Raw genomic sequence first — 19,985 nt, 5'->3', positions numbered from 1 at the left:
TCATCGTCCAGCCCCCTATGCACGAGCTGAAAGGTCGTGACAAGCCATCTGAATGCGTTTTTGTCGATCCAGCGCAAATGTTCCGACTCGACCGGCGCACCTTGGATTGCGGACAATGGCGGCACCTGAAGAGGCACCGCCGCCCATGCCTGCAAGCCGCTCCGGAGGCTAGATGTATCAATCCGATAAATTGAAGAACAGGGGGCGCCATGTGGTGGTGCTGTTCCTCACCCTGATGCTGTTCTGGGTCATCCTGGTCGATACGCTCGCGCCGGATAGCCTGCTGGCTGGTGCCATGGTGTCGCTGGGTATCGCCCTGCTGTACCGCAACGGGCTGTCCTTCTTCACCGAGCTCCGCCCGACGCCACGGGCCTTGCTGGCGGGGCTGCTCTCCTACGGCTACTTCTTCCGCGAGCTCGTCAGATCCAACTTCCGCTTGGCGGCCATCGTGCTCTCGCCCGACCTGCCGCTCGACCCTGGGATCATTCGGGTTCGAACCCGTCTGAAAAGCCGCATGGGCCGGCTGATGCTCGCCAACTCCATTTCGCTGACGCCGGGCACCCTGACCGTCGAGGTCAACGGGGAGTGGCTCTACGTGCACTGCATGACTGTCGGCACCACCGATATGGAGGCGCTGACGGCGTCGATCAGCTCGGCTTCGAGCGGCGTGACGGCCGCGGCGGCCTCGCGCAGGGTTTGATCCAGGGTGCCCACGCTCACGCTCAAGGCGAGCCAGTCGTGGAGAAACTCGCGCATGCGTCGGCGCGACATCCGAAAGCGCAGGTGCAGCGCAACGATCAGGCTCGCCAGTCCCGGTCCGACCAGGCGCCACTCGCTCAAGGCCGCCGGTTGCAGGGTCGGATCCTCGACCTGGCCTTCACCAGGACGGGCGCGGGTCTGGTGAGCGCAGGCACAGCGGGTGTCGAAGAGACGATGGTCGGTGACCTGCAGGTGCAGGCCCGGCTGCTCGGGATCGCCCCACACCAGATCGACCGATTGGAAACCGGCGTAGGCGACACTCGGCGCATCCGCCGGCAACGCCTCGCCGCAGGCCGCACAGACCTCCGCACGATGCGCGCGCGTGGCCTGGGCCTTGAGCACCTGGGTGCGGCCGACACCCGGCGCGCCGGGTTGCTTGCCGGCTTTGCGCTTGGGCTTGGGCTTGTCGGTGTCGCCCGAGGGGGGCGCATCGGAGGGCGCGGCAGGCGCCTGCGCCGATGAGTCTACCTCGGCGCTTGGCTCCTCGGGCGGCTCGTTGGTGTCTTGCGCCGCGGTGCTCGCCTCGGGGCTCGTCGCATCCGTCTCATCCTCATCCGACGATGGGCGATCCCAAGGCGCACGGCTGCTCGGCGGACGAGAACTGTTACTGGGGTTCTGCCGCAAGCGCTCGCGCGCTTCCTTCAGGTCGTCCAACAGCCGTAGCGACAGACCACGCAGCTGACCCTCGTCCAGGCTCTGGACGTAGGCTTCGTCAAGCTGGCTGCGGCTGTGGTCGCTCAGGTGCATCGGTCAGGGGCGCGGGATCACAAGGCGGCGATTGGTGCGGCATCCTGATCGGGGCGGGGGCTGCCGGTCAAGAGGGAGGTCTCTGAACGCTTACGAGGCACTGATCGAATGCGCTTTGGGATGGGGGCTAGACCTCTGCGCTCCCGCAAACCCTATGCTTCGACTACGGGGTGCGGCTAGGCTCCTGCTGATCGGTCAGGGTAGCGATGACCAGATTCAAACGGTTCTTGCCACCCTCGAGACGGTAGCAGAGGGAGTCGGCGAGGCAGCTGACCAAGTAGAGGCCGAGCCCGCCGACCGGCCGATCGGCCATCGCCGCGTCCAGGTTCGGCGCCGCGGTCTGGGCAGTTGGATCGAATGGCTCAGCGTCGTCAAGAATCCTAAGAATCCTCATACCAGTCGCCTGCGGGCGATCCTGGGGCGTAGGCGGGAGAAATGACCGGCGGAGAGCATCCTGCCCTCATCCCGTCACTCATTTCCTGAGTGTGAAAGGCTGGCAGGAAGATTTCGAGAAATCGCCTTAGTGGAAAGGCCCAGTGTCAGACCTCGAATCGTACGCAGAGGATCGGCGGTAGATGCTTGCTCACGCTCCGCCAAGAACTGCCCTGGCCTTCACTGATCCAGAGCGACCCAGTCGTGCTATCGAAGGCGAGGCGATCGCCGCGTGCGTCGCAGTCGAGACCCTGTCGATAGACCAAGTCGTAGGCCGGCTCCTGTGGCAGCCCCTGCTCGATAACGTCAAAGGTCTGACCGCCGTCACGCGTCCGTGTCACCACGAGCCTGGCGAGGATCTCCGACTCCGCAGACGCTGCGTAATCCCCGATCGCTGCCCGCAACGGCGGGAGCCACGACTGTCTCGCCTATCCCTTCACTAAACAGCCCGTCCGTGACCCTAAATGGCTGCGACCAGTCGAGACTCGCTCCGGCCGTGATCCTGAAGGCGGTCTATGGCAGTTCGGAACCTACTGGCCCAGGGTCGGCGAGGCGCCGCTGCCAGGTTGACCGGACGAAGCTCGACGCTCGCCGATTCGGAGGCAGTTCCAGATGTCGCAAAGGCGAGCCTCTAGTCGAAGCCCGCCCATGCGACGGTTAGATTCAGATGCTAGGCACTGAGGGCAGACCGGACGGTCCGTCCGGCCCGCGCCAGCCAGCTCGGGGGCCTACTTCCGGCCGAAGCGCAAGTCGACCTCGAAGACGGTGGTCGTGCCACTGATCTCGTTGCCGACGAGGAGTAGCGGCTTCCAGCTCGGACTCTGCCACCAGGGAATGAAGGCTAGCCCTTCTGGGCCCAGATCCTTCGCCTCAGCGTTCGCCATCCCTTCGCCGGTCATGCAATCGCCCTCGTCGTCTCGCTGGTTACAGACGTCGACGCTGAAGTCACGGTTGTTCACATAGGTCTCGAACACCGGCCTTCTGGGGTTGGTGACGTCATACACCATGATGCCCCCGATCCGCTCCAAGCCGACGAATGCGTACTGGCGCCCCAGGATCTGCCCGACGACCACGCCCTCCGGCTCGGGCCCCTTGTCGTCGCTGCGGTTGTCGAAGCAGTCGTTGTCGTCGTTCGTGCAGTTGAAGTGCTCGGCGAAGTCCGGGTGTGCGGCGATGATGTCTTCGAGCTCGCTGCCACTGTCCCAAACCAGACGGCCCTTCCTATCCCAGATAGAAAGGGATCGGCTGCCATAGGCGTAGAGCTCGTCGAAGTCGCCGTCGTCGTCGGTGTCCCCGTTCGCGGTGGTGATGTTCAGCCGCCCGAGGTTCTCGTTCTCCTGCAAAAACTCGGCATTGGGGAAGGCATCCGGATCCAGCTCGACGTCCTTCACCCGCTCTTCCTCGCTGTAGCCGTCGTAATCACGGGAGTCTCCCTCGCCGGCCGTGACGAGATAGGTCCCGCCGAAGGTCCGATAAGCCGCGATGCCGTCCGGCTGGTACATGCCATAAACCGGCCAGTTGTTGATCGCGATGGCATCGTCCCGGTTGCTGGGATCCAGGGCATTCTCCACCAGACGATGATCCTTGTACCCCAGTGGCACGATGTCCTTCACCTCGCCGCTTCGCAGATTGACCTGAGCGAAGGCGTTGTTCTCCTGCAGGACGACGGTCGCGTGTACACCATCCGGGTGAATGGCCGCAAACTCGGGCTCCAGGTCCTTGGCAACGGTCGCGCCCGGACCAAAGATCCGAACGCCGGCGGCGATCAAGGCATCCTTTTGGTCGTTGAACGCAGTGAAGTCGACCTGAGTGACTCGTGCCTTGTCGATGCCCCTCTTGATGTCGATGATGGTGATCGAGCCCTCCGGATCGACACTGTAGTCATCGTTTGGCTCACCCTCGTTGACTGCCAAGATAGTCTTCCCATCGGGACTGAAGGTAACCGCGTCTGGAAGTGCGCCCGCCGGGAAGGTGGCGAGAGGTTGAGCAACCGGGTCGGCCGCCGCGTCGTAGAGGACGATGATGCCTGGGTTCTGCTTGGGGTCCGCCTCCACGGCCACCGCCACCAGCCCGCCCTTCACCGCCACGCTGTTGGCAGCCCCCAGGTCCGATCCCACATCGCCCACGTCGATCGCGCCGATCTTGGTGGGCGCTGTCGGGTCGCTGATGTCGAGTACGTCCACGGTCGCGTCGTTGGCGTTCACCACGAACGCGCGGCGGGTCTTGGGGTCATAGCTGACGATTTCCGCCGCACCTTCGTCGAAGACACCGGAGGCATAGGTGCCGATGGGGGTCAGAGTGACTTCACGGTCAACGCCGAAGGCGAGCGCCTGCGTGGCCGCAAGGCCCGTAAGCACGGCAAGAATGAGTCGCTTCATGTTGTATGGCTCTCCTGTTCCGCTTCTTGTTTAGAGGACCTTCGATCGTAACCCGACCCTTTTACTAGGATGTTACGAACAGGTTGCAGATGCCCTGCTTCCGCGTCAGAGAGTCGGCGGTTTAGATCTTTGGAGCCACTGCTCCGAGCCAAGAAGGAGGACAAAATGGTAGAGGCGGCGGCTCGTGAAAGTTGACGCGGTGAGCGGCGCACTCCTAGAGTGAGATCGCGGACGGCGTCCCGAGGTGGCCAGCATCATCGGCCTCTCCGGGGCTACCCCGGGGGCGATTCCCAACCAGGCAGTCCAGTGCACGGGCGACCCTGCGCTCCACGCAGGGCTGCCCGCGCGCCCACGAGACGGGTCGGGGCGCCTGTCCGCATGTCCCCGCGTCCATGAGTCCGACGGAGGAGGGTCAGGTGAGTCGTCTCCGACGCGATCTTCGGACGCTCAGTGCATCGCTGCTCGCCGGACGATGGGCACGACCTGATCTGAGCGATCGTATCCAGCGCGCCCTGGAGTGGACGCACGCGCCCGCGAGTCAGCTCGCCGCCAGGTTGACTCGCGACCTCGGCGACCACCATCCGCCACAGGCGCAACGCCTCGAGGATTGGCTGCGACAGGATTCGACGCTGGTCGCGCGTCTGGAGCGCGGCTCGGATCATCACCCCCAGGTCAGATGGCTACTGGATGCGCCTGTCATGGAGGCGCAGCCCGCCGCGTTGGCGGCAAGGGTTCCGCAGCTGCCGACCATCGGTGATCTGGCGGCCTGGCTGCGGCTCAGTCCCGGCGAGCTGGAGTGGCTCAGCGACCGCTGGTGTCAGCAATCGCGCGAGACGCGTGAGCCGTTGCGCCACTACCGTTACCAGTGGCGTCCTAGGGCAGGCCGAGCGCCGCGCTTGATCGAGATGCCCAAGCCGCGGCTCAAGCGCATTCAACGTCGCATCCTGCGGCACATCCTCGATCCCTTGCAGCCGCACCCGGCGGCCGAGGGTTTTCGCAGGGGCCGGTCCTGTCTGACCCACGCTGAGGCCCACACGGGTCAGGCCGTTGTCGTGCGCATGGATCTCGAGGACTTCTTTCAGAGCGTGCCGGTCCGACGGGTGACTGCGCTCTTCCGGTGTCTCGGGTATCCGGCGCCGGTCGCACGCGTACTTCGCGGACTCTGCACGCACTGCGTCTCAGGAGATGCCTGGACCCGAAGCGGTCTCGATATCCCTTGGGAGCGCCGCCAGCGGCTGTCCTCACCGCACCTGCCACAGGGCGCGCCGACCTCGCCCGCTTTGGCAAACCTCTGCTGCTATCGGCTGGATTGCCGCTTGACGGGACTCGCCGCAAGGCTCGGCCTTCGCTACACCAGTTACGCCGACGATCTCGCGTTCTCCGGGGCGGAGACCCTGCGGCACGGCTTTCAGCGCTTTCACGTCCTGGTCGCCCGCATCGCCTTAGAGGAAGGTTTTGCACTCAACACGCGCAAGACGCGACTCATGACGAGTGCCCAACGCCAAATACTGACCGGGATTCTGGTCAACGCGCGACCGAATCTCCCGCGCCCGGAATACGATCTCTTGAAAGCCACGCTGCACAATTGCATCCGCTACGGGCCCAAAGAGCAAAACCGCGAGGGGCTGCCGGACTTCCGAGGCCACTTGCTCGGCCGGATCGCGCACCTGTCTCAGGTCAACCCGGAGCGAGGCGCGCGACTGCGACGTCTCTGGGAAGAGATCGACTGGTCAAACGAAGCGAGCGAAGACCGGCTGTGACAGGCTGTTGCGCCGCTCGTCTTGAGCGCAGTCTATCCAGCACCCATCCCCGAGACCCGAATTGACGCTGGGCGGCTAATGGGTATCGACTCGGTCAATGGATTTGGTCGGAAGAAAGAGGCCGCTGCTTGACCGTACGAAGTCGCGGGCCTCATTCAGGTCCGCACCGAGAAAGACAGGACGCGTCTGACCAGACTGAAGCTTTTCGAAAACTTGGTAGTCGGACGGCTGGTCGGACGGGGCTCGAGCGCTGGGATGCCCATAGGCTTGGGCGCCGTGATCCACGATCTCGAGTCGCTCCAGGACATGCTTCACGAACAGACCGCCAGCGGCGTACCAAAAGATCCAATCAACGATCAGCCCATCGTAGAGATCGCGGGGTTTCAGGAACAGGCCGTAGAGGCTGGCACCAATCGTGACCGTTAGTGTGCCTGGCACAGGGAGGGCGCTGGAGAAGGGGTCGGTCTGCGGTGGCTCGGGGCGCAATCGGCAGAATTGGTCCAGGCATACGACCGGCCAGTGGCCACGGTGACCTCTCAAGCGTGCCTCGGCTTCGATCCGGGAGTCGTACCCTTCCCTGGAGACGAACAGCCGGCCCTTATCATCCAGGGTGACGATCATGACTCTGCCACTGTTGGATCTCACAAGCTGCAGAAACCGCGAGGCTCGGGTCACGCGCTCGAGGCGCTTCCTCGGCAAGCCCTGCTGCTCGGTCGTGCGCACGACACTGAGGCAGGTGCACGGCACCTCCAGACGAACATATCCGTGGGTGTCCTGGTCAGAGTCCCAGTCTGATGCCAAGGCAATCGCGGCACGGTCTCCGGTATCGTAGCTAACGACCACCGCGGAGCCCGCTGTGATGAGCTCGGAGAGCGCCATCGGCTCCTCCTTACGAGGACAGAGGCTTGCCGACTTCCGTCTCTGCCCGGCGAATCTCAGACCAATACTTTCGCCCCCGGCCTCGGCTTGGGGTTGTGGCTGACACATAGCCTAGCAGCATGCGGCAGCCGCCATCACCTATCGCGTTCTAGCCTGCTCTAGCCATCATCTCGGCGCGGCGCTCGGACCGCATCGACCTCACGGCGAGTGAGTCTGTTTGGTGGCAGGCGTCCCGAGATTCGGCGCCCAATGCTTGGGACGCTCCGGTACAGGACTGCGCCCGCCAACCCAGAGGCCGATCGCCGATCGGCGCGCCCGCCCCCAATCAAGCCGATCCGAAGCGGCACGCCCGCTCATCAGCCCAAAGGCATCCCCGGGCTGGAGCCCATCTCACTTGCGCCATCTCTCGGCGAGCACCCTCAACCTTCACAACCTCGTTACCTTGGCGCAAAGGCCAGGTCATCTTCCGTCCCTACACTTGGCCGCAATTCGGCTCGTGAATCGAGCGGCGACCTTGATAAGCGCTAACCGGGGGGTCTGGGTGATCCGACTCGAGAATCTCAGTGTGACCTACCCGGGTGGACTCACTGCCCTGAGTCCGACGAGCCTCGAGATCCGGCGCGGCGAGACCACGGTCCTGCTCGGCGCCTCCGGGGCCGGTAAGTCGACCCTTTTGAGGTGCCTCAACCATCTCAACCGGCCCACCTCTGGGAGCGTTCGAATCGATGGCCTCGGCCCTTTGAGCCGCCGCGAGAACCTCCTCGCGCACCGGCGTCGGACCGGCATGATCTTTCAGCAGCACCAGCTCATCGGGCGTCTGACTGCGCTGCGGAACGTATTGACCGGGCGGCTCGGCTTTCACTCGACGTGGCGCAGTCTCTTTCCCCTGCCCCATGAGGATCAATGCGTCGCGCTCGAGGCCCTGGAGCGGGTTGGACTCCTCGACAAAGCGCTCGAGCGGGTCGGGAACCTCTCTGGCGGACAGCAGCAGCGCGTCGGCATCGCGCGCGCCATCGCCCAGCGTCCCGCCATCATCCTGGCGGACGAGCCTGTGGCCAGCCTGGACCCTCACACGGCCTCCCGGGTACTGGATCTGATCCGTCGCATCTGCACGGAAGACGGCATCCCCGCCGTCGTCAGCCTGCACCAGGTCGATCTCGCGAGACGCTTCGCGGACCGCGTCATCGGACTCGCCGCCGGCCGCGTCGTCTATGACGGGGCTGCCGAGGAGCTCGCCGACATCGACGTGCAGCGCATCTATCGCCAGGGCCAGGCGGAGAGTCGCCCCAGCACGGACCGCGCCTACACCGCTCGTCCACTCGACCTCGCTACGGAGGAATCGCCATGAAGTCCTTTCTGACCGGCCTCGCGCTCGTCGCAGCCATGCTGACCCAGATCGCCCAGGCCGGCCCCGAGCCAGACCCGGATACCCTCAAGGTGGCCCTGCTGCCGGATGAGAACGCCGCGACCGTCATCAAGAACAACGGGCCGTTGAAGGAATACCTGGAGACCAAGCTCGGCAAGGAGATCGATCTGGTGGTCACAACGGACTACTCCTCCATGATCGAGGCCATGCGTCACGGCCGACTCGACCTCGGGTATTTCGGTCCCCTCTCCTACGTGCTTGCCAAGCAGAAGAGTGACATCGAGGCCTTCGCGGCCTTGGTGAAGAAGGGAAGCAAGACCTACCAGGCGGTCCTCATCGGCAACGCCGAGGCCGGGGTCGACAGCTATGAAGCGGTCGAAGGCAAAGACGTCGTCTTCGGCGACGTCGCCTCCACCTCCAGCCATCTCATCCCCAAATCCATGCTCGCCGAGCATGGGCTCACGCAGGATGCCGATTACAGCGAGCACTTCGTAGGTGCGCATGACGCGGTCGCCATGGCCGTGATGAACGGCCGTGCCCAGGCCGGCGGTCTGAGCAAGCCCATCTTCACGTCCCTGGTCGAGCGCGGCGTAGTGGACGGCAGCAAGGTCGTCGTCATCGCCGAGTCCAAGCCCTTTCCGCAGTATCCCTGGACCATGCGCTCGAGCCTGGACCCCGCGCTCAAGGAGCGTATCCGCGAGGCCTTCTATCAGCTCGATGACCCGCAGGTCCTCGGTCCCTTCAAGGCGGATGCCTTCGAGCCCATCGCCGACAGCGATTATGACCCGGTACGCGAGCTCGGTCAGATCTTGAGCCTCGACTTCGCCAAGCTCTGATGACCAGGGCACGCGCCGCTCATCGGCGCGTGCCGGCTGAGCGAGCAATGGCGCAAACCCACGCTGTCGGGACACTGCTCCCGCACAGGACCTGACCCAGAGCCCCATGTCCGCTGACTATCAAGATATCCTCGCTCACCAGAAACGGCGCTACCAGCGCAGCCTCGTCCTGCTGGCCGGCATCACCGTCGTCGTGTGCATCTGTGCCTACTACGCCGATCTGTTCGATGGTGAGCGGCTCGCCGAAGGCGTTCCGAGCATGCTCGGGCTGATCGGCGAGATGCTCCCTCCCGATTTCCGGAACGCAGCGGATTGGGTCGGGCCGCTCGTCGACACGGTCGCGATGAGCGTCGCCGGAACCGCGCTCGCCGTGCTCTTTTCGGCGCCGCTGGCCTTTTTCGCCGCCCGCAACACCGCATCCAATGCGATTGTGTATCAGGCCGCACGAACCCTGCTGAACGCGCTTCGGGCGATCCCCGAGCTGATCATGGGGATCATCTTCGTCGCCGCCGTCGGTTTCGGTGCCCTACCCGGCGTCCTAGCCCTTGGACTGCATTCGGTCGGCATGGTGGGCAAGTTCTTCGCCGAGTCGATCGAGCACGTCGACGAGGCGCCGGTCGAGGCCGCGCGCGCCGCCGGTGCCAACGAGCTGCAGGTCATCCTGCATGGCATCCTGCCCCAGGTCCTGCCGCAAATGGCGGACGTCTCCATTTACCGCTGGGAGTACAACTTCCGCGCCTCGACGGTCATGGGGATGGTCGGCGCCGGCGGCATCGGATTCGAGCTCATGGGCTCGCTCAGGATCATGCAGTACCAGGAGGTCTCGGCCTTGCTGATCGTCATTCTGGTCATGGTCACCCTGGTCGACGGGCTGAGCGCATGGCTGCGGAGTCACTTCAAATGAGTCCAAGGAGTCGATGATACGCCAACCGCGCGTCCTGGTGACGCAGTGGGTCCACCCAGAGGTGACCGACCTCCTCGAGCGCGACTGCGAGGTCATCGCCAACCCGAATCGCGTCCCCTGGCTGCCCTCCGAGGTTCGGGAGCGCGCGCGCGACGTGGACGCCATCATGGTCTTCATGCCCGACCGCATCGATGCCGAGTTCCTCGATGACTGCCCCCGCCTGCGCGTGGTCGGTGCCGCGCTCAAGGGCTATGACAACCTGGATGTCGATGCCTGCACCGCGCGCGGTGTCTGGCTCACGATCGTGCCCGATCTCCTCACGGTCCCAACGGCAGAGCTTACGATCGGGCTGATGCTCGCGCTGGGCCGGAGGATGCTCGAGGGCGATCGCCACGTACGCAGGGGCGGCTTCGCAGGATGGCGCCCGCAGCTCTACGGCACGGGCCTGGCGGGCGCGACCGTGGGGATCATCGGCATGGGTGCGGTTGGACGGGCGGTCGCGGCCCGGCTGAGTGGGTTCGGGACCCGGATCCTCTACACCGACACCACCGAGCTCGCGCCCGAGCTGCAAGCCCGCTGGGAGGCGCGCCCCGTCGATCTGCACAGCCTACTGGAGCAGAGTGATTACATTGTCCCCATGGTCCCCATGACCGCGGACACCTTGCATCTGCTCGACGCGCAGCGGCTGGCGCTGGTCAAGCCGGGCGCCCTGCTCGTCAATGCCTGTCGTGGCTCGATCATCGATGAGCGGGCAGTCGCCGAAGCGCTGACAAAGGGGCGGTTGGGGGGCTATGCCGCGGACGTCTTCGAGCTGGAGGACTGGGCGCGTGAGGACCGTCCCCGCGAAATTCCACCCACCCTGCTCGATCACCCGCGAACCGTCTTCACGCCGCACCTCGGGTCCGCGGTCGATCGCGTGCGACGGGACATCGCGCTCGAGGCCGCACACAACATCCTCGAGGCACTCGCGGGCAAACGCCCGCGTGGCGCCATCAACACAGCGGTGCGCAAGACTGGCCGATGAACCTCAAGCACATCGAGAGCTTCCTCGCGATTGTGCGCTGTGGCAGTTTCCGCAAGGCCGCCGCGCAGCTCGGCATCTCGCAGCCGGCATTGTCGCAGCATCTCGGCCACCTGGAGGCCGAGCTCGGCGGGAGTCTCATCCAGCGCAGGAACAACGGCTGTCGGCCGACGCAGGCCGGACTGGCACTCATTCCCCATGCGGAGAGCCTGCTCAGGGCAGCGGCGCGCGCCCAGGCCCTCTTCAAGTCCAACGCGCTCTACTTGGGGGCGTCGTCGAACATCGGCGTCTATCTCCTGCAGCCGTTGCTGCGTCAGTACCTTGACCGCCATCCCACAGAAAGGGTGGAGCTGTCGATCGGCACCAATCCGGTCATTGCAGATCGCCTCAGCAACGCCGAGCTGGACGTCGCGCTCATGGAGTGGTGGGACGACCGACCCGGCTTCACCGCGCACCTCTGGCGCGAAGAAGAGCTGCTGCTCATCGCGCCGCCCGGGCACCCCTGGTGCGGCCGCAGCTCGATCGACCGCGAGGAGCTGCGCGGCTGCGCCCTCTTAGGTGGCGAGCCCGGCAGCGGGACGTGGCGCATCATTCAAACCGAGCTCGCGGCGGTCTCCGCGAGCCTGAGCTTGGCGGCCAGCCTCGGCAGCACCGAGGCCGTCAAGCGCGCCGTGCAGGCGGGACTCGGCGTCTCCATCGTGCTCGCATCAGCGGTCGAGCACGAGCTTCGTGACGGCCGTATGTGCGCCACGCGCATTCGCGATCTGGAGCTGAAGAAGCGGCTTCATTTGGCCTACCGCGAGACCTTGCTCGAGAACTGCCCGGCGCGGCGCTTCGTGCGATTTCTGATGTCCTCCCCCAGCTCGGCTCTTCGGCCGAAGCATCGAGCTTGCGAGCGAGCGCCAGATCAATCGCTCTCGCCGATCCGAGGCGAGCCTTGAGCTGCGTCCGCGGCCGTAAGCGCTTTCCCGATCGCTTGGTATGCCTTCTCGCAACGCTCTGGCACCAAGTCTTCCAGGTTGAGAAAGGCGTGGATCAGGCCGCGCCGGTGAGCGCACATTCACGACCAGGCGCCAACGCCCGGAAAGTCTGCCTGAAGGGCCGAGGCCGACATATTGATGTCATCGGAGAGCAGACGGACGGTACAGTTCCGCAGCCTATGCGAACTGGCACTGACGATTGGTCAGCGGCCCGTCCTGCGCGGGCAGAAAGCTTCTAACCTAACCGGAGCACGCAGATGAGTACCGACGATGGTCAATTCGAGGGCATGGACTGGCTCAGGGCCGAGCTCGAGGACGCACTGGATGAAGACTACGAGCTGGAGATCTCAGAGCCCGCACTCTCCATGGAGCTGCGCAAGATCTACAAGCGCAGGCACCCGGATACACTCGACCGCCGCGCCTATTTCGAGGCCCTGCTGACCCTGCAGGCCGAGCTGATCAAGCTGCAGGACTGGGTGGAGCACACCGGCGAGAAGATCGCGGTGATCTTCGAGGGCCGCGACGCGGCCGGCAAGGGCGGCGTCATCAAGCGCATTACGCAGCGGCTCAATCCACGCGTCTGCCGCGTGATCGCACTGAGCAAGCCGAGCGAGCGCGAGCGCACCCAGTGGTACTTCCAGCGCTACGTGCCGCATCTGCCCGCGGGCGGGGAGATCGTCCTCTTCGACCGCTCCTGGTACAACAGATCCGGCGTCGAGCGCGTCATGGGCTTCGCGAGCCCCGATCAGGTCGAGCAGTTCTTCCAAGACGTTCCAGAGTTCGAGCGCATGCTGGTCCGCTCCGGCATCCGGCTGATCAAGTACTGGTTCTCCATCACGGACGAGGAGCAGCAGCTGCGCTTTCTCATGCGCATCCACGACCCGCTCAAGCAATGGAAGCTCAGCCCCATGGACCTCCAGTCCCGCGTGCGCTGGGAGGCCTACACCAAGGCCAAGGAGGAGACCTTGGCCCGAACCAACACCCCGGAAGCCCCCTGGTTCATCGTCGAGGCCAACGACAAGAAGCGCGCCCGGCTCAACTGCATCCACCACCTCCTCGATCAGATCCCCTACGAGGAGGTGTCCCACGAGCCCATCGGCCTGCCCGACCGCATCTTCAATCCGGACTACGAGCGCGAGACCCTGCCGCCGGAGCTGCATGTGCCCAAACGCTACTGACGTCCGAAGACTCGATGCGACGGCTCACCTTCGCATCACGAAGGTAGCGACACGCGCCAGCTCGATGATGACGCTCCTCCGGTCAGCAATCGTGACGCATGCGAACGCGGCGCGTCCTGGTCGGGAAGCGATCGCATCAATGCCCTAAGAGCGGGATGCCCGTGCGGATCCATCTTGGTGGGACCTTGCCTCGGACGTAACAGATGCCATTCGAATCTGTCAGCCTCTCCGCCCTCTTCTTCGGCCTTCTGAGCGCGGCGACGCTCCCGCTCGGAGCGCTCGCCGGCGTCGCCTGGCGGCCCCCGGACCGCATCATGGCGATCCTGCTCGCCTTCGGCGGTGGGGCGTTGCTGGCAGCGCTAACGATCGATCTGATCGCCCCGGGTGTCGACCATGGGCACTTCGGAGACCTCGCCCTGGGCGCCATCGTCGGAGGCGCACTCTTCAAGCTGCTCGACTGGCTCGTAAACAGGCAAGGCGGCTATTTGCGCAAGCCATCCACGGCGCTCACCTACTGGCGCAACCAGGCCCGTCGGCGCTTGAAGCGCGTCCTCGCGGACATGCGCCGCGCGCGGCCGCTCGGCGACCTGTCAGAGATGCACTGGACCTGCTGTCGTCCATCGTCGTGATTCGTGAGCTGCCAGAAGGGACCTGTCTCTATCGTGCCGACGACCCGGCCGGCCATCTCTACATCATTCTCTCCGGACAGGTCGAGCTCACCGAGCCGAGCCAGGGCGGTCGCGTGTTCGAGCGGCTCGGCCCCAATGACGCCTTCGGACGGATGAGCTTCATCACCGGGCTGCGCCGGGCGACCGAAGCCCATACGGCAACGGATGTGAAGCTGCTCACCATCCCACGGGGTGCCTTCATGGACCTCATGGTGACGCAGCCCGAGCTGCGTGCACTCATGGCTGGCCATCTGCAGGACGCGGAGACCGAGCGCTATCTGATCGAGCGCCACGGTCTGGCACGAGAGGCCATCACGGCTTGGCGCAGCCAGGCACTCGAGGAGCTTGCGCAAACCGGCGCCTACGACCCGCCGATGCAGACGCCAGAGATTGCCGAGGAGCCCCTGCAGCTGATGCGCGACGAGGCGCGTGTCGCCTTCTTTTCCGGTCTGTCAGAAGAGACGCTGAAGGCCATCGCATCGCGACTGGTGCACAAGACCCTTCCACCAGGCTACAACTTCTTCCATCACGGCCAGCCCGCGGATCGCCTCTACCTGTTGCGCCGCGGCACTGTCTATCTCATCGATCCCGACCAACGCGCGAATGGGGCCATCGTGGTCGATGCTGGCGAGTCCTTCGGCGGCTACTCCTTCTTTACCAGCGGCGTGCATGCGGTCACCGCAGTCAGTCATGATGAAACGGAGGTCTCGGAGCTGCGGCGAAGCGATTTTGATGCGCTCTTAGAGCGTTCGGGCGAGCTGCGTGAGCGCTTGGCGGAATATCTGAAACGAACCCGTGTCACGGCCTACCTGACCGAGCGACATCATGTGGACGCCAAGCGCGCCGCGGCCTGGGTCGATCAGGCGGCGAGAAGCGTTGCTGGCGGCCGTATTCTTCCCTCAGTCTCCGAGATGACGCGTCAGGTGACAGCGCACAAGGGCGCAGCGATCGCCATGTATCTGGGGATGGCGCTGGATGGCATTCCCGAGTCCTTCGTGATCGGTGCCAACGTACTCAACACTGGCGGCATCAGTCTGTCCCTGTTGAGCGGCCTTCTTCTGGCAAATCTGCCAGAGGCGCTCTCGAGCGCCGCCGGGATGCGCGATCAAGGTCTGCGGGTGTCGCGTATTCTCGTGATGTGGACCAGCCTGATGGTCATGACAGGTCTCGGCGCCGCGCTGGGTGCAAACCTGCTGGTCAGCGCGTCAGCTGAGCTGTTCGCACTCATTGAGGGGGTCGCGGCCGGCGCGATGTTGACGATGGTCGCCGAAACCATGCTGCCGGAGGCCTTCCACAAGGGCGGCGGAGTGGTCGGCCTATCCACCCTGGCCGGCTTTCTCATCGCGATCTTCTTCGACACACTCTGATCCGCGGGGAAACCAGTCGCTTTCGCGGCTCTCTCCCCTGCTCCGCTCAAGGCGGTGCAATTGCGGTCGCGACGGCTCCTCTGCGCGCCGTCCCAGCGGACAAGAAGCGGTTACGTAAGCATCCACGAAGGCCCGATCGACCCCGAAGATGTGGGCGAGCAGCCATTCCCGGAGGACCCGGTGCATGGTCTCGTCCAGAACGTGCTGCCTTTGGGAGCGCCAGGCACGGAGCAGTTCGGCGTACTCGGCCATCAGGAGTGCGTTCTCGGCATGGCACCGCTCGATACCGTCGTAGCCGATGGCGGCCATGCGCTCCGTCGTGCGTCGAAAGTGTGACCGAACGGCCTCACCGAGATCGGTCAGCGCACAAATCAGTGCCGGCTCGGCATCCTTGCGATCAGCAGAGGTGTCCGGTGAGTAGCGGCGCGCAATCTGGTCCAATTGGGCCAAGAGTGCACAATGCTCAGCATCCAGAGCAGGGACGCCCAAGGACCATTCCTGACGCCATGTCGTTGACTTTGGCATTGCATCACCTTCTCGGCGCGAGCCATGGCGCGCGCGCATCGGCCTGATTCGGCGCGCTAAGCGCCTTGATGCCACTCCCTCTGAGGACTTGGGCCAGTCGACCGATGTCGCTGGCCTCACTCTAGTCGCGATCCCGAAGAGACATCCTTGCGATGTTGGGGGGCGGACCCTGCCTTACGCCGTAGCCCAAGCATAGTCCTCGAACATCGCGGTGTTGATGACGAAGCCGTGAATTCCGCCCGCAGCCAAACGCGCGGCGCGCTTAGTCTTGCCGTCATTCTTTCGCAATCTCTTGAGCGCATGCTCACTCCCCGGAGCCCATACAGGTACGCCATTTGCCCAGATCTTCGGTCGCGTGATCGAGACAAGGGCGCCAGTTCCGAGAGGCAAGCATGGCCCGGACGCATTTCTCGATCGCCACCTGCAATCCCTACAACTTGAACCGGCCCGGCCTGCGCATGTACCGAGATCCCGACGGCTGGGATGATCAGCTGTACGAGCGCAAGGTGCGCTGGCTCGGCGCAGTTCTTCGCCAGCTCGACGTCGATGTCTGGGGCTTCCAGGAGCTCTGGCATCGCCAGGCGCTGGAAGACGCCTTTACCGAAGCGGGACTGGCGCCGCCCTATCGGCTGTTGACACCGGAAGGTCAGACGGGCCAGGGAATCGTCTGCGCAGCCGCCGTTCGCGAAGATCTGCTCGCCAGCGAGCCAACCTGGATCGCGCAGTTCCCGGAGAAGCTCAGGCTCGAGAGCCGCGGCGACGATCCCCAGAGCGCGGACATTGCGGTTCGCATCGACCGGTTCTCCCGCCCCCTGCTGCATTTCCAGATTCGTCCGCGGCCCGCGAGCGCAGCCATCTCGGCGCATGTCGCCCACCTCAAGTCGAAACGCCCGAGCGACGTCTACAACGCGCTGGCCTTGGCGACGGCGATCAGCTGATTGGTGCGAACATCGGGGGCGTCCAGATCGCCAGGACTGTGGTGATAGCACATGGCGAGCGCGAGCTACTCCGGCAGCTTCCAGTGAGCGGCCACCTAGGGCGATTGACGCTTCGCCACCACCCGGCTGACCCTGTTCCCGATGCGCCCCGCCTGCGAAGTCCAGTGCGCCTAACTCAAAGCTGTCCGGACCAAGGACGCCCGAGCCAACTGCGCTGCGCCGACGCAGATCGTGAAGAGAATCAAGATTCTTACCAGAATCGTCGACTAGAGTTTCTGTGGAGGCATCCGCTATACGGCAGCCGGATCTGAACAACAGGTGCGCTCAAGCCATTCGACGCCGCAACGACTTCGGCAGGATGAGGGACCACGCGAGCCGGTTAGCATGCCGCGAAAGGCAACCGATTTTCGCTTCCGGAGGGGACTCACATGGCATACATACTCAGACAAAAGGGACACACCTACATCTATCAGCTGGATTTCGGTGAGGAGGCGCTCGTGGCCCGGATCATCGTGCGTTCCGATTCCGCTGGCGCGGGCGGGCTCTTCCTGGTCAAGCCAGATGGATCGCTTGAGCCGGCTGACGATCGACCCGGATTTGGCGTCAACCCGCTTCGCAAAGATGGCATTTGGCCGCGTCCGCCAATGGAAGCGATCAGCGATGCCCGAACCATCGCCGAGCAAAAGTCACTCAGTGCCAGGCATCCCTAGGCGGATCCGAGCCCGCGTTGCGTGCGCCCATGCGATTGGGCAGCTAAGCGCGAGCGGAGAATGTTACGGAGCGGCATGATAAGGCGGCTCATTCGCCATCACGCTGCCCGTCTCTGAGCGCTCGCAACATTCCCCTCCGCCAGATGACGACGTCTCTGAAGAGATCCAGGTCGCTGCGGATGGCATCGATACGCCAGTCGACGAGATCCAACACCGGTGCGGATCTGACTCACCCGCCACGACTTCTCGCAACGCCAGCCGAGCTCTCAAGATTCGGATCCTGATAGGCAACGCCACGGGCCAATAGCCAGCGATGAAATCGCTCGACTTTTGCTTCAAGCGAGCAGGTTGGCGGCAGGCCGTCGAGGTAATACCCGAACGCAATCCGGAGGTCTATTTGTGCGTCCACATCGAGGTCTTCCCAGCGGCTCAGCGCCGCGCCTCCATCCTTCATGACATTTCTCCGGGGCAACAGCACCGCCGACAAGCCCTCGCACAGTCAGCACATCCGAAATCACGCTGTACATCCGTCCGCTCACTCGTCTTGAGCGGACCATTCCCTGCCGAAGGGCGATCCACGGCAGCGTGCGCGCGGATGAATCGCATCGATGCAACACAATACCGCCCGCCTGCTCAGGCCGACTTCGCGTCACGGCCATGGCCGCGCCACCATGGATGCTTGGCATGCAGGAACTCCTGCCACCGGGTCTCGAAGTGATCGAGCAGATCGTCGGCATGGCGCACTCGCCATCCAATCAGTGCCCCAGAATAACGGACAAGCTCAGTGCTTGATCCATCAGCTCCGACGATGTCGGTCAGCAAGTGGCTGGAGACTGAGGTGGACGCGGGCGGCTCGAAGCTGGTGCTGACGTTTTTCAACCTGATTCGCGGGGATCTTTGGGTCATCGGCCTCGACCCGGACTACCGCTGCAGGGCAATCGCATCAAAATATTAGCGATTACTACTGGATAATATCGATAGGGTCGGTAAGATTCGTCGCCCGTATTTGCTGATGATGTGCTGCCGCCGATGCCTGAGATGACCCTGGACCGCTCGCTGATGACGCATTTTGCCCCGCTGGAGGATCCGCGCTGCGCGCTCAAGCGGCGTCACAAGCTGCTCGACATGATCGTGATTACCATCGCCGGCACCCTCTGCGGGGCCGATGGCCGGGTGCAAATCGCCGAGCTTGGGCGCGCGAGACGGGCCTGGCTGAGCCAGGTTCTGGAGCTGCCGGACGGGATCCCCGCCCACGATACCTTTGGACGGGTGTTCAGCCTGCTGCGGCCCGAGGCGTTCGAGGCGTGCTTTCGCGACTGGGTCGAGGCGATCCGGGAGGTCATTCCGGGGGAAGTCATCGCCGTCGATGGCAAGACGCTGCGCCGCTCGCATGATCGCGGCAAGGGGCTGGCGGCGCTGCACCTTGTCAGTACCTGGGCGACGGCCAATCGGGTGGTGCTCGGGCAAGTGGCGACGGATGCGAAGTCCAACGAGATCACGGCCATCCCGCAGGTCTTAGAGCTGCTGCACCTGAGCGGGTGCATTGTCACCATCGATGCTATGGGCTGTCAGAGTGCGATCGCCGAGCAGATTGTGGCACAAGGAGGGGACTACGTTCTGGCACTCAAGGGCAGCCAGAGCACCTTGGCCGCCGAGGTCGAGGAGGCCTTCATCGAGGCAGATGCGCGTGAGTACGCTGACGTCGCCTCGGAGGTCCTGGAGACGACCGAGCAGGGGCATGGGCGGCGTGAGGAGACCCGTCGCTACCGCACCCTCGGCGACCTCTCGGGCGTGCCGCGCAGCGCCCTGCGGGAGGGCATGAACATGATCGGGATGGTGGAGTCCGAGCGCGCGCTCACCGGCAAGACCACGCGCGAGACGCGCTTCTCTATCGGCAGCATCGGCACCGACGTCGAAACCTTTGCACAGGCGGTGCGTGGGCACTGGGGCGTCGAGAATCAGCTGCATTGGAGCCTGGATGTCTCCTTCAACGAGGACGGTTCCTCATCACAGGAAGGGGAAACAGAAGCATGGTCGGAGATCCGGTCAGCGGCTGATACAAGAAGCAGTCACTTTGGATTGACTGCTCTGAGCCCGCAGAGCCCCATGACCGGTCATTCAGGGAGTCCGCATCGGCGCAGCCCGAACGTTGCATTGCGGTCACCGAGGTTCATGAGAAACGGAGGACTGCGAACGCCAGAAGCTGGAAACTCAATTCACAGCGGCCAGCGGGAGCTGGGGGCCGGGAGCCGTCAGCTGGCTTCGTTGAAGAGGCAGCCTGGAACCGGCCGATTCTGCTCGGTCGCGCTGAACATCGAGACGGCAGTACAGGGAAACACAGCGTTCCCTGTCGTTCGCGCATGGCTTTCAAGGTCACATAAAGTGCATGCCTGGCGATCCCGGCAGGCTGGACACCTCGATCGCTGCGGCACCCGCCCTCGGCATCTGGCGCCAAGCGCGGTATAGTCCGGCCCCTTTGTTAACGACCGGACGTTGATCGCTGTGCTGACCTCGCTGTTGGAGCGTTTCGCCGAGAA

20 protein-coding genes and 1 pseudogene are annotated in these 19,985 nt (G+C 64.3%); 14 read left to right on the top strand and 7 right to left on the bottom strand.

Annotated elements, in window-relative coordinates:
• The first annotated feature begins 172 nt into the window (after positions 1-172).
• On the top strand, positions 173-700 hold the full coding sequence (locus tag G3446_RS19700) for a Na+/H+ antiporter subunit E (RefSeq protein ID WP_164454615.1): 528 nt from the start codon (positions 173-175) through the stop codon (positions 698-700).
• Here G3446_RS19700 and G3446_RS19695 read toward each other — a convergent pair.
• The 4 genes from G3446_RS19695 to G3446_RS19680 all read right to left on the bottom strand — a co-directional run bounded on the left by G3446_RS19695 (position 592) and on the right by G3446_RS19680 (position 4,316).
• Positions 592-1,506: a hypothetical protein gene (locus G3446_RS19695; RefSeq protein ID WP_164454614.1), complete on the bottom strand. Its 915-nt coding sequence runs from the start codon at positions 1,504-1,506 to the stop codon at positions 592-594. The two genes, G3446_RS19700 and G3446_RS19695, sit on opposite strands and share 109 nt — an antisense overlap.
• A gap of 163 nt (positions 1,507-1,669) precedes the next feature.
• On the bottom strand, positions 1,670-1,900 hold the full coding sequence (locus G3446_RS19690; protein ID WP_164454613.1) for an ATP-binding protein: 231 nt from the start codon (positions 1,898-1,900) through the stop codon (positions 1,670-1,672).
• Positions 1,901-2,045: 145 nt separating this feature from the next.
• The gene (locus G3446_RS19685) at positions 2,046-2,342 is read right to left on the bottom strand and encodes a hypothetical protein (RefSeq protein WP_164454612.1); all 297 of its coding nucleotides are present in this window, start codon (positions 2,340-2,342) and stop codon (positions 2,046-2,048) included.
• Positions 2,343-2,666: 324 nt separating this feature from the next.
• On the bottom strand, positions 2,667-4,316 hold the full coding sequence (locus G3446_RS19680) for a choice-of-anchor I family protein (protein WP_164454611.1): 1,650 nt from the start codon (positions 4,314-4,316) through the stop codon (positions 2,667-2,669).
• A 416-nt stretch (positions 4,317-4,732) separates the two neighbouring features.
• Between G3446_RS19680 and G3446_RS28195 the strand changes: the two genes are divergently transcribed.
• Positions 4,733-6,076 carry a reverse transcriptase domain-containing protein gene (locus G3446_RS28195; protein ID WP_164454610.1) on the top strand — a complete coding sequence of 448 codons (1,344 nt, stop codon included), beginning with the start codon at positions 4,733-4,735 and terminating at the stop codon, positions 6,074-6,076.
• Positions 6,077-6,151: 75 nt separating this feature from the next.
• Here the strand turns inward: G3446_RS28195 and G3446_RS19670 are convergent, their stop codons facing one another.
• Positions 6,152-6,955 carry a hypothetical protein gene (locus G3446_RS19670; protein ID WP_164454609.1) on the bottom strand — a complete coding sequence of 268 codons (804 nt, stop codon included), beginning with the start codon at positions 6,953-6,955 and terminating at the stop codon, positions 6,152-6,154.
• Positions 6,956-7,496: 541 nt separating this feature from the next.
• Between G3446_RS19670 and phnC the strand changes: the two genes are divergently transcribed.
• From phnC to G3446_RS19630, 8 genes are all read left to right on the top strand, one after another.
• Positions 7,497-8,303 carry a phosphonate ABC transporter ATP-binding protein gene (gene phnC, locus G3446_RS19665; RefSeq protein WP_164454608.1) on the top strand — a complete coding sequence of 269 codons (807 nt, stop codon included), beginning with the start codon at positions 7,497-7,499 and terminating at the stop codon, positions 8,301-8,303.
• Positions 8,300-9,157, top strand: coding sequence for a phosphate/phosphite/phosphonate ABC transporter substrate-binding protein (gene phnD / locus G3446_RS19660; RefSeq protein WP_164454606.1), 858 nt, complete (start codon positions 8,300-8,302; stop codon positions 9,155-9,157). The genes phnC and phnD overlap by 4 nt, the downstream gene beginning before the upstream one ends.
• A gap of 106 nt (positions 9,158-9,263) precedes the next feature.
• Positions 9,264-10,061 carry a phosphonate ABC transporter, permease protein PhnE gene (gene phnE / locus G3446_RS19655; RefSeq protein WP_164454604.1) on the top strand — a complete coding sequence of 266 codons (798 nt, stop codon included), beginning with the start codon at positions 9,264-9,266 and terminating at the stop codon, positions 10,059-10,061.
• Between the two features lie 13 nt (positions 10,062-10,074).
• Positions 10,075-11,085, top strand: a complete 1,011-nt coding sequence (locus tag G3446_RS19650) for a phosphonate dehydrogenase (protein WP_164454603.1) — start codon at positions 10,075-10,077, stop codon at positions 11,083-11,085.
• Positions 11,082-12,023, top strand: a complete 942-nt coding sequence (locus G3446_RS19645) for a LysR family transcriptional regulator (RefSeq protein WP_164454601.1) — start codon at positions 11,082-11,084, stop codon at positions 12,021-12,023. Before G3446_RS19650 ends, G3446_RS19645 begins: the two co-directional genes overlap by 4 nt.
• A gap of 296 nt (positions 12,024-12,319) precedes the next feature.
• Positions 12,320-13,240 carry a polyphosphate kinase 2 gene (ppk2, locus tag G3446_RS19640; protein WP_164454599.1) on the top strand — a complete coding sequence of 307 codons (921 nt, stop codon included), beginning with the start codon at positions 12,320-12,322 and terminating at the stop codon, positions 13,238-13,240.
• Positions 13,241-13,443: 203 nt separating this feature from the next.
• Positions 13,444-13,869 carry a ZIP family metal transporter gene (locus G3446_RS19635; protein ID WP_164454597.1) on the top strand — a complete coding sequence of 142 codons (426 nt, stop codon included), beginning with the start codon at positions 13,444-13,446 and terminating at the stop codon, positions 13,867-13,869.
• Positions 13,866-15,275: a cyclic nucleotide-binding domain-containing protein gene (locus G3446_RS19630; RefSeq protein ID WP_164454595.1), complete on the top strand. Its 1,410-nt coding sequence runs from the start codon at positions 13,866-13,868 to the stop codon at positions 15,273-15,275. Before G3446_RS19635 ends, G3446_RS19630 begins: the two co-directional genes overlap by 4 nt.
• On the opposite strand, the gene G3446_RS19625 is transcribed toward G3446_RS19630, so the two are convergent.
• A complete protein-coding gene (locus G3446_RS19625) occupies positions 15,225-15,800 on the bottom strand; it encodes a hemerythrin domain-containing protein (protein ID WP_280818855.1) in 576 nt (191 codons plus the stop codon). The two genes, G3446_RS19630 and G3446_RS19625, sit on opposite strands and share 51 nt — an antisense overlap.
• A gap of 392 nt (positions 15,801-16,192) precedes the next feature.
• Between G3446_RS19625 and G3446_RS19620 the strand changes: the two genes are divergently transcribed.
• Together G3446_RS19620 and G3446_RS19615 are read left to right on the top strand one after the other, a co-directional pair.
• On the top strand, positions 16,193-16,738 hold the full coding sequence (locus G3446_RS19620) for a hypothetical protein (protein WP_164454593.1): 546 nt from the start codon (positions 16,193-16,195) through the stop codon (positions 16,736-16,738).
• A 497-nt stretch (positions 16,739-17,235) separates the two neighbouring features.
• Positions 17,236-17,448 carry a hypothetical protein gene (locus tag G3446_RS19615; protein WP_164454591.1) on the top strand — a complete coding sequence of 71 codons (213 nt, stop codon included), beginning with the start codon at positions 17,236-17,238 and terminating at the stop codon, positions 17,446-17,448.
• A 229-nt stretch (positions 17,449-17,677) separates the two neighbouring features.
• On the opposite strand, the gene G3446_RS19610 is transcribed toward G3446_RS19615, so the two are convergent.
• Entirely contained in the window at positions 17,678-17,902 is a 225-nt protein-coding gene (locus tag G3446_RS19610) for a hypothetical protein (RefSeq protein ID WP_164454589.1), read from the bottom strand.
• 354 nt (positions 17,903-18,256) lie between these two features.
• On the opposite strand from G3446_RS19610, the gene G3446_RS19605 reads away from it, so the two are divergent.
• The gene (locus G3446_RS19605; RefSeq protein ID WP_164454586.1) at positions 18,257-18,403 is read left to right on the top strand and encodes a hypothetical protein; all 147 of its coding nucleotides are present in this window, start codon (positions 18,257-18,259) and stop codon (positions 18,401-18,403) included.
• A gap of 83 nt (positions 18,404-18,486) precedes the next feature.
• A pseudogene (locus G3446_RS19600) lies at positions 18,487-19,446 on the top strand (ISAs1 family transposase); the annotation flags it as partial.
• Between the last annotated feature and the right edge of the window lie 539 nt (positions 19,447-19,985).

Origin of the sequence: Thiorhodococcus minor, from assembly GCF_010820565.1 — a bacterium.
Classification (GTDB): Bacteria; Pseudomonadota; Gammaproteobacteria; order Chromatiales; family Chromatiaceae; genus Thiorhodococcus; species Thiorhodococcus minor.
Note: the sequence above shows the minus strand (reverse complement) of the source record. Positions and strands in the feature narration are given on the sequence as shown.